The organism is Chitinophaga sp. OAE865, from assembly GCF_040546735.1.
In the GTDB taxonomy this organism is placed as follows: domain Bacteria; phylum Bacteroidota; class Bacteroidia; order Chitinophagales; family Chitinophagaceae; genus Chitinophaga; species Chitinophaga polysaccharea_A.
Window position 1 is genome coordinate 3,610,234 of the sequence record NZ_JBEPOF010000001.1, and the last position, 14,614, is coordinate 3,624,847.

General features: G+C 47.7%; 11 protein-coding genes. 5 read left to right on the forward strand and 6 right to left on the reverse strand.

The genetic code is table 11. From position 1 onward, the window contains the following. Window positions 1-24: 24 nt before the first annotated feature. The 4 genes from egtB to ABIE50_RS14715 are packed head-to-tail and all read right to left on the reverse strand — an operon-like array spanning window position 25 to window position 5,125. On the reverse strand, window positions 25-1,176 hold the full coding sequence (egtB, locus tag ABIE50_RS14700; protein ID WP_209860311.1) for an ergothioneine biosynthesis protein EgtB: 1,152 nt from the start codon (window positions 1,174-1,176) through the stop codon (window positions 25-27). Between the two features lie 12 nt (window positions 1,177-1,188). Continuing rightward, window positions 1,189-2,757: an ABC transporter permease/substrate-binding protein gene (locus ABIE50_RS14705; RefSeq protein WP_209860310.1), complete on the reverse strand. Its 1,569-nt coding sequence runs from the start codon at window positions 2,755-2,757 to the stop codon at window positions 1,189-1,191. A 9-nt stretch (window positions 2,758-2,766) separates the two neighbouring features. Continuing rightward, the gene (locus tag ABIE50_RS14710; protein ID WP_209860308.1) at window positions 2,767-3,702 is read right to left on the reverse strand and encodes an ABC transporter ATP-binding protein; all 936 of its coding nucleotides are present in this window, start codon (window positions 3,700-3,702) and stop codon (window positions 2,767-2,769) included. 34 nt (window positions 3,703-3,736) lie between these two features. Beyond that, a complete protein-coding gene (locus ABIE50_RS14715; RefSeq protein ID WP_209860307.1) occupies window positions 3,737-5,125 on the reverse strand; it encodes a mercuric reductase in 1,389 nt (462 codons plus the stop codon). Window positions 5,126-5,452: 327 nt separating this feature from the next. Between ABIE50_RS14715 and dusB the strand changes: the two genes are divergently transcribed. After that, window positions 5,453-6,490: a tRNA dihydrouridine synthase DusB gene (gene dusB / locus ABIE50_RS14720; RefSeq protein ID WP_209860305.1), complete on the forward strand. Its 1,038-nt coding sequence runs from the start codon at window positions 5,453-5,455 to the stop codon at window positions 6,488-6,490. 66 nt (window positions 6,491-6,556) lie between these two features. Continuing rightward, the gene (locus ABIE50_RS14725) at window positions 6,557-7,150 is read left to right on the forward strand and encodes a nuclear transport factor 2 family protein (protein ID WP_209860303.1); all 594 of its coding nucleotides are present in this window, start codon (window positions 6,557-6,559) and stop codon (window positions 7,148-7,150) included. Window positions 7,151-7,208: 58 nt separating this feature from the next. Here ABIE50_RS14725 and fusA read toward each other — a convergent pair whose 3' ends face one another. Beyond that, window positions 7,209-9,248 (reverse strand): elongation factor G, encoded by a 2,040-nt coding sequence (fusA, locus tag ABIE50_RS14730; protein ID WP_354028018.1) that lies wholly within the window; start codon window positions 9,246-9,248, stop codon window positions 7,209-7,211. Here fusA and ABIE50_RS14735 point away from each other — a divergent pair. Then, window positions 9,247-9,531: a hypothetical protein gene (locus ABIE50_RS14735; RefSeq protein WP_209861619.1), complete on the forward strand. Its 285-nt coding sequence runs from the start codon at window positions 9,247-9,249 to the stop codon at window positions 9,529-9,531. The genes fusA and ABIE50_RS14735 overlap by 2 nt on opposite strands. Window positions 9,532-9,940: 409 nt before the next feature. Continuing rightward, window positions 9,941-10,774 (forward strand): aldo/keto reductase, encoded by an 834-nt coding sequence (locus ABIE50_RS14740; protein ID WP_209860293.1) that lies wholly within the window; start codon window positions 9,941-9,943, stop codon window positions 10,772-10,774. Between the two features lie 283 nt (window positions 10,775-11,057). On the opposite strand, the gene ABIE50_RS14745 is transcribed toward ABIE50_RS14740, so the two are convergent. Then, complete coding sequence (locus tag ABIE50_RS14745) at window positions 11,058-12,176, reverse strand: aminotransferase class V-fold PLP-dependent enzyme (protein WP_209860291.1); 1,119 nt, start codon at window positions 12,174-12,176, stop codon at window positions 11,058-11,060. A 127-nt stretch (window positions 12,177-12,303) separates the two neighbouring features. On the opposite strand from ABIE50_RS14745, the gene ABIE50_RS14750 reads away from it, so the two are divergent. Continuing rightward, window positions 12,304-14,460 (forward strand): glycoside hydrolase family 3 N-terminal domain-containing protein, encoded by a 2,157-nt coding sequence (locus tag ABIE50_RS14750; protein WP_354028019.1) that lies wholly within the window; start codon window positions 12,304-12,306, stop codon window positions 14,458-14,460. Window positions 14,461-14,614 lie beyond the last annotated feature (154 nt).

Sequence of the window (14,614 nt, forward strand, 5' to 3'; positions counted from 1 at the left end):
ATCATTTTCATAACGGTGTCTCAATCATCCTGCCAATCTTATCCCGGTAAACTGCCATCTCAGTGAAGGATGGAAAAAATTACGGTAAGTGATGCGGCTGTGGTTGGGAGAAGTGACCTCAGAACCACCACGCAGCACCATCTGGCTGATCATGAATTTTCCGTTATATTCCCCAATGGCGCCGGGCGCCTTCGCAAAACCAGGGTAGGGCAGGTAGGCGCTTTCACACCATTCCCAGCGATAACCCCATGACAATTGTGGTGCAGCCACCTCCCATTCAAACTCAGTGGGCAACCGCTGTCCTTTCCAGGCTGCATATGCTGCCGCTTCATAGTAGCTCACATGCGTAACAGGCGCATCGGGCATTAAAGGCTGCAGCCCCTGCCAGGTATAATGCATCCATTTGCCATCGATGTTATACCAGTACATGGGCGTACTTACCTGGTTATTCTTTACCCAATCCCATCCTTCTGCATGCCAGTAACGGAAATCCTGGTAGCCTCCGGCCTGGATAAAGTCAAGATACTCCGTATTGGTTACCAGTGCGGTGCTGATCTTATAGTCTGCCAGGTATACGCTATGCCTGCCCAGTTCATTATCAAAGCAAAATCCATCTCCCGCAAACCCGATATCATACACACCGGCACGTATATTTAACCACGGATCCCCGGGATTGTTCACTACCGGGATATCTTTATGGTGTATATCGTATGCAGGGAACAGCGGGTTATGTCCCAGGATATACTTTATGTCTGTATACAGCAGTTCCTGGTGCTGCTCTTCATGGTTCAGACCGAGAATAAACAGCTCCTGCAGCTCGGGCGACAGCTCATCTTCCAGGAATTCCATCATGGCATCATCCACATATTTCCGGTAACGCATAATATCTTCCACGGCCGGCCGGCTCAGGTTACCCCTGTTGGTACGGATCACCCGTGCGCCCACAGATTCATAATAGCTGTTGAATACGTAATTGTATTGAGGATCAAATACCGTATATCCTTTAGCGTTAGGAAGGAGAATGAAGGTTTCAAAGAACCAGGTGGTATGCCCCAGGTGCCATTTAGGCGGACTTACATCCACCACCGGTTGCACTACATAGTCTTCCGTTTTTAGCGGGGCGCATATTTTTTCGCTTCTCCGCCGTACTGTTTCATATTGTTCTTTCAGTAACATAATTACAGGTGATTACTGTTGATTCACATATTTGGTAAAATCCGAAATGGTTTTGATGTGCAGCTCCTGTGCTGCTGTTCTGCGCATCATTAATGCGTAGGTATTATTAAAACCGATGGGCTGCAGCCATTTGATGTGGTATTGTTTTGCAAATGCTGCGCTTACATAGTCATACACTTTGCGGCTATCGCTGATAATACTGTCTGTTACCTGTTGCGGCGCCTGGAGTAATACCAGCAATCCTGTGCCGGTATATTCGGGATACATATCGATCTGGTCATTTACCAATGCGTCGAATACGATTTTTGTACCGCCTAATCCTGTTTTGGTAACTACCGTAAGACCGGTATGTCCTTCTATCAGCATTTTATACATCGCGGCAAGAATATAGCCATCGCCAAATATTTTTGAGCCGATCCGGATGCTGCCTTTATCGCCTTTACCGGCGGGTTTCCAGAGTCGTTTGGCCACCAGGAAATCCTTTGCCACTTTCTCCGGGTTTTGTTTGAGATAATCTACGCGATAGTTCAATTCCGTCATGATGCTATCATTAATTGTACCAACCAGCAGGTTGAGTGCCGGCTCCAGTTCAGGATATTTCTGCAGGGTTTCTTCCCGCACAATGGGAGCTGCATAATAAGGTGGGAAGATATGTTTATCATCTTCCAGTACAACCAGGTCAAATGCTTTTACCCTTCCATCTGTGCTGCTGCCGCTTATCACGTCCAGTTTCTTTTCATAGGCGGCCTTATACATGATCATATCGCTGATCACAAGCGTGCGGATATGCAGGCCATATACGGATTTTAACCCGAGGTCGCCATCTTTCCTGCCCATAAATTCGGGGGTAAATCCTGCCAGCATTTTGCCGCTATAGGTGTTTGGCAGGAGATAGAACGAAGAGAGAAGGAGGAAGGCAACAGGCAATGCGTACAATGTTTTGCGGGCTTTGCGGATATTGATATGCTGCAGGAGCGACAGTAGCCAGTCGAACAGCAACGCCAGCAGGGCAGCGGGGATAGCGCCCGCCAGCATCATATTCGTATTGTTCAGGGCGATGCCACCGAAAATAAATTCCCCCAGTCCGCCCGCCGCAATATACGCTGCCAGTGTGGCTACCCCCACGTTGATCACAGTAGCCGTGCGGATGCCTGCCAGTATCACCGGCATAGCCAGCGGCAGTTGTACTTTCAGCAGCATTTGCCGCCGGCTCATTCCCATGCCGGTAGCGGCTTCTGTTACGTTGGGATCAACTCCCCTGATACCGGTGTAGGTATTGCGTACAATAGGGAGCAGCGCATAAAGAAATAAGGCCACTATGGCTGGCTTGGGGCCTATGCCCAGCAATGGGATCATGAATCCCAGCAACGCAATACTGGGAATGGTTTGCATTACACCGGCAAAGCCGAGCACAGGTGCTGCCAGTCTTTTTTTCCGGGAGATAAGGATACCGGCAGGTACGCCTATGGCCACGGCCAGCAACACGGATATAAAGGTAAGCCCCGTATGCGTGAGGGTTTGTTCCAGCAGTTTACCGGCTTGTTGTTGTATAAAATCAAATAAGGTTTCGGTGGATTCCATGCCGTTATATTAATTTTTATAGGCGGCTATTGCCTCCATCAGTCCATTCCCGTCGATCATTTTTTGTTCCTGTTCATATACCACGGTAACCGGTTCATGTGTGATGGCTTCCAATGCATCCCAGCAGGTGCTGGCTGCGGTTAATTGCCCGCCTGCCGCTTTGGTGGCCGGTGGCAGCCATTGCCAGAGATCTTTTATGCGCAGCGATTTCAGTTCCAGCTGCAGCCGTTGCGGATCAAGGAACGATCTTACAAAATCATTTACCGGGTGGAAGATCAGTTCAGCAGGTGTGCCTAACTGCTGAATGCGTCCTTCATTCATGAGGCAGATACGATGCCCCAGTTCAAAAGCTTCTTCCACATCATGCGTTACGAGGATGATGGTTCTGTGACTGATTTCATCGAGCGATTTAAATTCCTTCCTGACGCTGATACGGGTGAGCGGGTCCAGAGCGCCGAAGGGCTCATCCATTAAAAGCACCGGCGGATCTGCCGCCAGCGCGCGGGCCAGGCCTACCCGTTGTTGCTGCCCCCCGCTGAGTTGCTGCGGATATGCAGTGGCATAGGCCGCCGGCAAATGAAGTTTATCCATCAGCGTGATAACCCTGTTGTGGATACGTTCTTTATCCCATTGCAGTAATGAAGGCACGAGGCCAATATTATCGCTCACCGTATAATGGGGGAATAACCCGGTGTTTTGCAGTACATAGCCAATGTTGCGGCGGAGTATTTCTCCGGGCAATCCCTGTATTTCCTGTCCGTTGATGAAGATCCGGCCGCTGTCTGCCTCCAGCAGGCGGTTGATCATGCGCAGGGTAGTGGTTTTACCGCAACCGCTGGTGCCAAGCAGCACAAGTGTCTCCCCTTCCTTTACCTCAAAGGAAATATCATCTACCGCTTTTTTTTCCGGGCCAAAAAATTTGGAAACATGTTCCAGTTTAATCATCCTGTATATATCAGATTGTGGAAAAAATTGCTCATTATGGAGCGGGTTTCTCCAGTGTCATAAAGAGATTATTCAATGATTCCGCATAGAGCGGGTGAGCAAACACCATTTCGCGTAGCTGCGTGGCCGTGATATTGCCCAGCATGGCCATTTGTAACATAGACATGATCTCGCCGCCTTCTGTGCCTATGATAGCAGCTCCCAGGATCTTATCAGTATGTTCGTGTACAAGGGCTTTCATAAATCCTCTTGTTTGCCCTGTTTCTATAGCCCTGGCCACTTTATCCATGCCCAGGCAGGCTACTTTAAACGGGATGCCTTCCTGCCTCGCTTCTTTTTCCGTGATACCAATGCGGCCGAGTTGAGGATCGGTGAACATGCAATAAGGAACCTGCCGGTCTTTTATACCAACGTTGGCGTTTTCAAAAAGGTTTTTATAAATAATAAGATGATCGTTATAGGAGATGTGTGTGAATGCAGGACCGCCCTTTACATCGCCGAGTGCGTAGATGCCTGGTTCAGATGTCTCGAGCCGGTCGTTTACCTGGATGAATCCTTTTTCATCGGTAAGCACATTGGTTTGCTGCAGCTGCAGCAAACCGGTTTGCGGGGTACGGCCGGTGGCCACCAGTATATGCGTGCCTGTTATAGTGTCGCGGTCGTTGCCGGTGGTAATATCCACGCTGATCTTCTTTCCGCTTACAGATACATGGGTAGCCTGTGTACCGGTATGGATCTGCATATTCTCCGATTCCAGCATTTTTTTTATGACGGCTGCCACATCAGGATCTTCTTTTGATACCAGTTGGGAAGCGGATTCTATAATGGTAACGTGACTGCCTAAACGCTGATACAGCTGTCCCATTTCCAGCGTGATGTAGCTGCCTCCCAGGATGATCAGTTCTTTGGGAATGCTTACTTCATCAAGCAGGGTGGTGGAGGTAAGGTAAGATACTTCTGCCAGCCCTGGTACAGGCGGAATAAAAGGTTTGGTGCCTGTATTGATAAAAATATGATCTGCAGTTAAGATGGTTTCTTCTCCATTATGCCCGGTAACTGTAATGGTTTTATTGCCGGTGAAAGCAGCTGTGCCCATAAAGAGCGTAACGTTTTTTGATTGTAACCCTTTTATTGTCCCTTCGCGGAATTCTGTGACGATATTGTTTTTCCTGGCTACAATAAAGGGAAGGTCTACCATGAACCCGTGACTGTGAATGCCCCAGTCCTTACTATGAAAAACAGTATGTGCTACTTTTGCGCAGGCGATCATTGCCTTGGTTGGAGTGCAGCCATCATTAATGCAGGTGCCGCCGGGATAGCGTTGTTCAACAACAGCAGTCTTCCAGCCTTTTTCTTCCATTTTCTTTGCCAGTGGGTTTCCACCCTGACCAGATCCGATTACAATTGCGTCAAATTTCTGCATACGGAAAGATTTAGGATGCGGGGCCAAAGATTATACCAACGAAAAGTAAGCAAATTTTGCGAATAACGCGGATTTTGTCTGACTCACTGATTAGGATGATTTTGATGATTTATTTGATTTTATTTTTTACATTTTATTATAATTAAGAGAGATATTTAATAAACCAGTGTGATCCTGTAAAAGACAGTATCCGCTATAAAGTAAAACGCAGGGCAAGAACTCAGACAAATCCTCAAAATCATCCTAATCCTGAGTCAGACAAAATCCGCTTATCGCCGGAGGCGATAAATTCTTTATCTTTGCGGCTGCCATGAAAAATTATAGATTTTGGTAAAGATTGATAACATAACGCTTCCTGATTTCCCTTTGCTGCTGGCTCCTATGGAGGATGTGAGCGACCCTCCCTTCAGGGCGGTGTGCAAGGATGCCGGCGCCGACCTCATGTATACGGAGTTTATTTCCAGTGAAGGGTTGATCCGCGATGCCATTAAGTGCCGTAAAAAGCTTGATATTTTTGAATACGAGCGCCCCGTGGGGATACAGATCTTTGGCGGCGACGAAGACAGCCTGGCAATGGCGGCGAAGATCGTGGATGTTACGAACCCCGACCTGCTGGATATTAATTTTGGCTGCCCGGTAAAAAAAGTGGCTGGAAGAGGCGCCGGGGCCGGTGTGCTGAAAGATCTTGACCTCATGGTACGGCTTACGGCAGCCTGTGTAAAGGCTACCAAACTGCCTGTTACGGTGAAAACGAGGCTGGGTTGGGACGACGACTCAAAGAATATTGAAGAAGTGGCGGAACGGTTACAGGATGTGGGTATCAAAGCCCTCGCCATCCATGGCCGGACCCGCTGTCAGATGTATAAAGGTGAAGCCGACTGGACCCTTATCGGCAAAGTAAAAAATAACCCCCGTATCCATATTCCCATTTTTGGCAACGGGGATATCAACAGCCCGCAGAAAGCCCTGGAGTATAAGAACCGCTATGGTGTGGATGGTATCATGATCGGCCGCGCTGTGATCGGCTATCCGTGGTTATTCCGGGAAATCAAACATTATGTGAATACCGGCGGGATCATGGCAGGGCCCACCCTGGAAGAACGTATTGCTGTAAGCAAGAAACACCTGCGCCTGTCTGTGGAATGGAAAGGCCCCGTACAGGGGATCAACGAGATGCGTGGTTGCTATGCCAATTACCTGAAAGGTTTACCGGATATCAAACAGTTCCGTCCACGGCTGGTGACCCTCAAAACCGTGGAGGAAGTAGAAGAAGTGCTGGATGAAATCGAAACCTACTACAAAGGAATTGAGCTGGCCAATACCCCGATTGAGCTGATCGATTATCACCAGAAGTGCCCGTTATAAGCTGATATTTTGTGATATAGTAAAACTATTTATGCGTTTGTTTTGTTATATCACAAAATTTATAAAATGTCCAGATTTTTCCCGATAGCCACTGCACTTATTCTTGGCATCACAGGCTTCCTTGCCTGTCACACATCTCCGGAAAAAAAGCCGGTGGGCGACAGCACCGCTGCTGTTATACCGGCCCCTGATCCTAATGAACTGGAATACCGCGACCAGCAAAAGATTGAAAAAGTAATTTATGGTTTTTGTGAACATTTCGACAATGGAGACCTGGCGAAATGCGTAGAGTTTATGGATGATAACATCCGGGGGGAAATTGATGGCGTAAAGCTGAGGGGAAAGGAGAACTGGACTGCTAAAATAGATTCGCTTTTACTCAGTACCCGCAACAGTCATTTTCTCTCAAGGCACCTCATTTCCAATATGCAGTTTTACCCCGCCGTAAATGATACCGTGCGGGTAACCATGTATGCCAGTAATCTCTGGACAGACCTTACAGACGGTCAGATACAGCTGATGTCTGTTGGTTATTATAAAGGAAAAGTTGTGAAGAAAGATGGGAAATGGCTGATAGCCGTATTGAATTCATTACCCGATAGCAGGTTTGTAAAGAAATTTTACCAGGATGTTCATGGTGGTAATGAAGAACTGAAATAAGAAAAGGTTTTATTGTTAACAAAAATGGTGAAGGTTATACTCCTTCACCATTTTCATTTTATTTAGCCAGCACATTGCTGGTGATGTTACCGGGAACGGCCTGGTAGCTGTCGAATGTGAGCGAAGCAGACGCCCTTCCGGAAGAGAGTGTACGCAACACCGTTATATACCCGAATAATTCTGATAAGGGTACCATAGCAGTGATGGTTTGCACGGGCCCATCCATCTCTATGTGCCTGATCACCCCTCGCCGCCTGTTCAGGTCGCCGGTAATGGTGCCGGTAAATTCTTCCGGCATGGTAACTGTTACCTTCATCCAGGGTTCCAGCAGGCGGGGAGCTGCTTTAGCAGCTATGCTTTTGAAACCAATGATGGCAGCGTGTTCAAAATCCGGTGCATGGGAGTCGTTGCTATGCACGGAACCATCCAGTAACCTCACCCGCATGGACTTCACCGGGTAACCAGCCAGTACGCCATTGTGCATGGCCGATTCGAAGCCTTTACTGATCGAAGGGATGAATTCTTTTGGAATGGCGCCGCCTTTAATTTCGTTGATAAACTCCAAACCTGTTGCCTGTTCATCGCCGGGTGATAATTCAAACTGTATGTCGGCAAAGTTACCGGAGCCGCCATTTTGTTTTTTATACACTTCACGATGGGTAACCGCCTGCGTAAATATTTCCTTGTACGCAATCTGCGGCTGTCCTTTGTTGATGTCCAGGTGATATTGTGTGGCCAGTTTTTCCAGCACCACTTCCAGGTGAAGCTCCCCCATGCCTTTCAGGATCGTTTGCCCGGTAGCGTTATCTACAGTTACCGTGAGCGTAGGATCCTCTTCCTGCAGCCTGTTCAGGGCATCGCCCAGTTTGTCGTTATCTTTCGCCGATTTTGCTTCAATCGCATAACCGATCATCGGTTCGGGGAAGCTGATTTGTTCCAGCAGCACCGGGTGATCCGGGTGAGAAAGGGAGTCGCCTGTTTTTACGTCTTTTAGTCCCGCTACCGCGCCGATGTCGCCGGCGCCTATTGCTTCTACGGTTTCATATTTATCAGACATGATCCTCATCAGGCGGCTGATCCTTACTTTACGGCCGGTGCGGCTGTTCCATATGGTGTCGCCATTATGCAATACACCTGCATACACGCGTACTAACGTTAACCTCCCTACGTAGTCGTCGGTGATGATCTTAAACGCTAGTGCTGCCAGCGGCGCATTTTCACTAACGGGGATCGCTATGTCCGCATCTGTTTCTGAATTGACGGCTTTTACATCGCCAATGTCTGAAGGAGCAGGCAGGTAGGTGGTTATTGCATCGAGCAGGGGCTGAATGCCTTTGTTCTTATAGGCAGCGCCCGCCAGTACCGGCACGGCTTCCATGCGGATGGTAGCGCCGCGCAGCGCCGTGTAAATATCCTGAGGAAGGATGCTTTCCGGTGAAGTAGCATATTTGTCCAGCAGGGATTCATCCAGCAGCGATAATTCTTCCAGTAAATAATTACGCGCTTCAATGGCTTCGTTCAGTAAGGCAGCCGGTATTTCCTGTGTTTCATATGTTTTGCCGTCGGTTGTGTTCCATACGAGCGCTTTCATGGTAACCAGGTCTATTACACCGCTGAAGTCGTCTTCTGCACCGATGGGTAATTGTACCGGCAGTGCATTGGCGTTTAGTCGTTGACGTATGTCGCCTACAACACGCCGGAAATCGGCACCCTGTCGGTCCATCTTATTGATGAACGCAATGCGGGGAATATGATAGCGATCCGCCTGGTGCCATACTGTTTCCGACTGCGGTTGTACACCGGAGCGGGCGCAGAATACGGCTATAGCGCCATCGAGCACGCGCAGGGAGCGTTCCACCTCCGCGGTGAAGTCAACGTGGCCGGGCGTATCAATGATATTGATCTGCCAGGTATTATCCTGGTGTTTCCAGTAGGTAGTGATAGCCGCAGAAGAAATGGTGATACCTCTTTTTTCTTCCTGTGGATCACTGTCCATTACGGTGTTACCATCGTCTACATTACCTAATTTATGTGTGAAGCCGGTGAAGTAAAGCATTCGTTCAGTAAGCGTTGTTTTACCTGCATCGACGTGTGCCATGATACCTATATTTCTAAAATCTGCTAAGCGTTTCATATTTTCTTCTTTAAAAGGAATTAAAAAAGGCCGCTCAGCTGGTAATGAGCGGCCTTTGCTTTACGCAACAGGAAGTCTGCATTACCGGACCAGCCGTGTAAATGACATTGATGCTTTAATAATAAATTTCCTGTTGCTGCTCATAATGTTATTGTTTGCTAAAAGAACCGGGAGCATGGGGGAAGCAAATAAAAAGGCCTCTTCGGATGAAGAGGCCCATGAAAAGATTTCAGGAGTTATATATTAACCTCTCATATCCGGGATGGATTTGCCTCCCCGTCTTGAATTAAGACAATGCGGGTACTTGCAATTACCGCTCTGATTACGGTTGCTGCATGATTGCCTGCCTGATATGTGAGATAGTTGTTCATATACTTTTAAAAGTGCTCCGCAAAGATAAGATGTTTTTAAATAATAAACTAATACCAGAGGGAATGTCCCCGGGTCCTTTTTCTCTTATTTGTACAAAAATATCTGTGATATTTACCAATACGTCTATTTTGTTCCACCGTACCTTTGCAGCTGTAAATCTGTAAGCACTGAATGTGCGATGAAGGAATTACCGGAGCCCGGTCATCCTACCCGGCTTATACCCGGGCAGGATGGCAGACGCGCAGCCGGGCGGGCATTTCAAACAATAAATAAACCTCCATTATATGAATATTACAGACATTAACGGTACTGTGCAATTATCGAATGGTGTGCAGATGCCTTATTTCGGATTAGGTGTTTTTAAAACAAAGGAAGGCCAGGAAGTGATCGACTCAGTAACCTATGCACTCGACGCGGGGTACCGCCATATAGATACCGCGGCTATCTATGGCAATGAGGAAGGGGTAGGTATTGCCATTGAGAAAAATGCGACCGACCGTAAGGATATCTTCCTGACTACAAAGGTCTGGAATGCCGACCAGGGTTACGACAGCACCCTGAAAGCATTTGAGACCTCATTGGAAAAACTGAAAACGGATTATCTCGACCTTTACCTGATACACTGGCCGGTGAAAGGCAAATACAAAGAAACCTGGCGCGCATTGGAAAAACTCTATTCAGATGGCCGTGTGAAAGCGATCGGTGTCAGCAATTTCCTGCAACATCAGCTGGAAGACCTGTTCCAAAGCGCAAAGGTGATTCCGATGGTGGATCAGCTGGAATTCCATCCTTACCTGGTACAGCCCGTTCTGCTTGATTTCTGTAAAAAGAACAATGTGCAGTTCGAAGCCTGGAGCCCCCTGATGCAGGGTAAAGCATTTGAAGTCCCTTTGCTGAAACAACTGGCAAAAAAATATAACGTATCAGTGGCCCAGCTGGTATTAAGATGGGATCTGCAGAAAGGAGTAGTTACCATTCCTAAAAGTATCCGCCAGGACAGGGTGATTTCCAATGCGCAGTTATTCAGTTTTGAGATCAGCAAGGAAGATATACAGCAGATAGATGCCCTGGATCGCGGAGAAAGAGTAGGCCCGGACCCGGATAACTTCAACTTTTAAGGAAGTGTGCAGATTTTGTCTGACTCACAGATTGCGCTTATTATACTGATTTGTTTGATTTTATTTTTTACGTTTTATTTATAATAATTAAGGGAGATGTAAGCATGTCTTATATCTCCCTTATTATTTTAATTCCGCTTGTTACAACAAAGCAGGTTAAACATTCAGTGTAATCATCCTAGTCCTGAGTCAGACAAACTCCGCTTATTAAAACATAAGCACAGGTTAAACCCTCAATTTAATCATTATAATCATCCTAATCCTGAGTCAGACAAACTCCGCTCTATTCTCCCAGCACTGCGAACAACCTGTCTATGTCAGCTTTATTGTTGTAGCAGTTAAGGGCTACGGTGAGCCGGTTGTTCTTATACCTTGCCCGGATATTATTCTTCACTATTTTTTCATTCTGTTCCGGCGTGATTTCCAGCAGCTGTATTGCAGAAAGATGCTCAGCAGGGTAAGCGGAGAGAAGTGTGATATGATGTGCCGCAGCCTGTTGCCCCAGGTATACAATAAGCTCCTGAACATAGGACTCAATAACGAGAACACCCGTACGTTGGATATACCCCAGCGCTTCTCCCAGTAAAAGGATATTGATAAACGGGGGCGTGCCGGTTTCAAATACGGTGGCGTCCTTTTTGGGAGTGAACTTTGTATAGTCCTGTACCAGGTCAAAGTCGGGCTTTTCGTAATCTACATTGTACCAGCTCATCATTTGCGGCGGATACCGGTCCAGTATTTCCTGTGATACATACATGGCGCCTGCGCCATAACCGGCGCCGGCCCATTTGTAAGCATGGAAAATGAGTATGTCTATGTTGTATTCCTGTACATCAATATTGTTTACACCAAACGATTGTGTGGCGTCTACAATGTGGATCAGCTGATGTTGTTTGCACAATTCACCGATAGCTTTCAGGTTCTGACGGAAGCCGGTTCTGAACATCACATGGCTGGTGATCAGGATACGGGTAGCTGGTGTGATTTTAGCGGCGATGTCTGCCACTGAGATCACATTATGCTCATCACTATCAACAAAGTGAACAGTGTACCCGTTATGCATCCATCCCACAAAGCTGCTGGGAAATTCATCACGCATGGTGATGATTTCGTACTGTTTTGGGAACATACTATACAGCAGGATCATAGCCTGGGAGGTATTGGTGATGAAAGCAATTTCACTGGCTTTTGCATGGATCATGCCGGCGATAAGGCCTCTTACTTCACGGGTCTGCTGATCCCATCCCGGCATTACCCCCCGGCCTTTTTCACTGAGCTCAGTGAGTAGCGCAGTTGCCTTTTGTACAAGAGGAGTGCTTACCGGTCCGCCGCCGTTGGTGAAAAAATAAGTACAGTTATTACATACCGGATAGTCAGCCCTGATCTTTTCCCAATTAGTCATACTATTTTATTATTTTCTTCACGATAATAAACAAAATAAACCATTGTGGCGAGACCGCCATGCGATTATGTTTTTTATATGATAACTTGCGGGAACATAGCATCTCTTATAGAAAAAATGGTTTAGCATGTGGAGAAAACAGGTCTTCTTTTTTAGCGCTTTAATGTGTTTGTTTACTTTAAATGCAGCTGCACAGCAGCCGGCTCTCTTCCGTAAAACGGATGCCCCACTGAATGAGCGGGTGAACGACCTGCTGCGTACCCTTACCCTTCCCGAGAAGATATCGCTGCTGGGTTACAACAGCCCGGCCATCGACCGTTTGCAGATCCCCGCCTATAACTGGTGGAATGAAGCGCTGCATGGTATTGCCAGGGGCGGAGAGGCCACTGTATATCCGCAGGCCATCGGGTTATCGGCCTCCTTTAATGCGCCACTGGCCAGGGAAGTAGCCAACACTATTTCTACAGAGGCCAGGGCTAAATATAACCTCGCGGTACAACAGCACAGGCATGTACAATACCTGGGACTCAACTTCTGGACACCTAACATCAATATCTTCCGCGATCCCCGCTGGGGCCGGGGACAGGAAACATACGGGGAGGATCCTTACCTCACCGCTACCATGGCCGGCGCTTTTGTACAGGGGCTGCAGGGCGATGTACCGGGCATGCTGAAAACCGCTGCCTGTGCCAAGCACTTCGCAGTACACAGTGGCCCCGAGGCCGACCGGCACAGCTTTAACGCCATCGTCGATGAGAAAGACCTGCGGGAAACCTATCTGTATGCTTTTAAGAAACTGGTGGATGATAAAGTAGAGTCGGTCATGTGCGCTTATAACCGTGTTAACAGCCAACCCTGTTGCACCGGTAACACATTGCTGCAGGATATCCTGCGGCATGAATGGAAATTCGGCGGACAGGTAGTAACCGACTGCTGGGCGCTGGATGATATCTGGCTGCGCCATAAAGCTATTCCTACCCGTGAAGAAGTAGCCGCGGCCGCGGTAAAAGCAGGTGTAAACCTGGACTGCGCCAATATTTTGCAGGATGATGTGATGAAAGCCATAAACAAAGGATGGCTTACCAGTGCGAATGTAGACAGTGCACTGAGCGCTACACTGCGTACCCGTATTAAACTGGGATTAATGGATGCACCGACTGCAAGCCCTTACAGCCGGTATGGGGAAGACAGTGTAAACAACGACTATCATGCCCGGCTGGCGCGTGAAGCCGCACGTGAAAGCATGGTACTGCTTAAAAATGATGGGGTGTTGCCGCTGACCGGGGATAAATATGCCTCCATGCTGGTAACCGGCTCCAACTCTGCATCGCTGGAAGCGTTGATGGGCAACTATCACGGCGTATCAGGCAATATGGTGACCTTTGCTGCAGGTTTAGCCAAAGCCGCCGGGCCAGGTATGGCCATGCAATACGACCAGGGATGCGACTTTACCGACACCCTGCATTTTGGCGGCATCTGGGCTTCGCAGAACTGCGATGTAACCGTAGCCGTAATTGGCTTAACACCATTGCTGGAAGGGGAAGAAGGCGATGCCTTCCTGTCGCCTTCCGGTGGCGATAAAAATACGCTGAGCCTGCCCCGTTCGCAGATCCTGTTTATGAAGAAATTAAGGGAAGCGCATAAGAAGCCTATCATCGCAGTGATCACTGCAGGCAGCGCTGTAGATGTGGACGCCATCGCTCCCTATGCAGATGCTATCATCCTGGCATGGTATCCCGGCGAGCAGGGAGGTAATGCCCTCGCTGATATCATCTTCGGAAAATATTCGCCCGCAGGGCGGTTGCCGGTTACGTTTTATCAATCCCTGAACGACTTACCTGATTATAAAGATTACAGCATGAAGAACCGCACTTACCGTTATTTTAAAGGAAAAGCGGCATATCCGTTCGGCTACGGTCTCAGCTACACGAAGTTTGATTATAACTGGCATACACTGCCGGCAAAGGAATACCGCAGTAAAGACACGATACGTGTATCCGTATCCGTTAAAAATACCGGCCCGTTTGATGGCGATGAAGTACTACAGGCCTATATCACTTACCCTAACATGGAACGTATGCCGGTAAAGGAACTGAAAGCCTTTAAACGGGTGCATGTGAGCAAAGGCGGCGAAGAAACTGCAATACTTGAAATACCCGTAACAGACCTGCAGAAATGGGATTTACGACAACATAACTGGAAATTATACAAAGGCAGGTATAAAATAAATATAGGAAAAAGTTCTGCCGACTTCGTACTGTCTCAGGAGTTCTCACTCCGTTAATGCACGCGGGTTTTGTCTGACTCAGGATTAAACTGATTACACTGATTACGCTGATTTTATTTTTTGGATTTTATAAATGATTTTAACAGATTCGGGGAGATTTAAGCGAAAATATCCACTTAAATTTCCCCAAATCATTTAAATCCAAAAAATA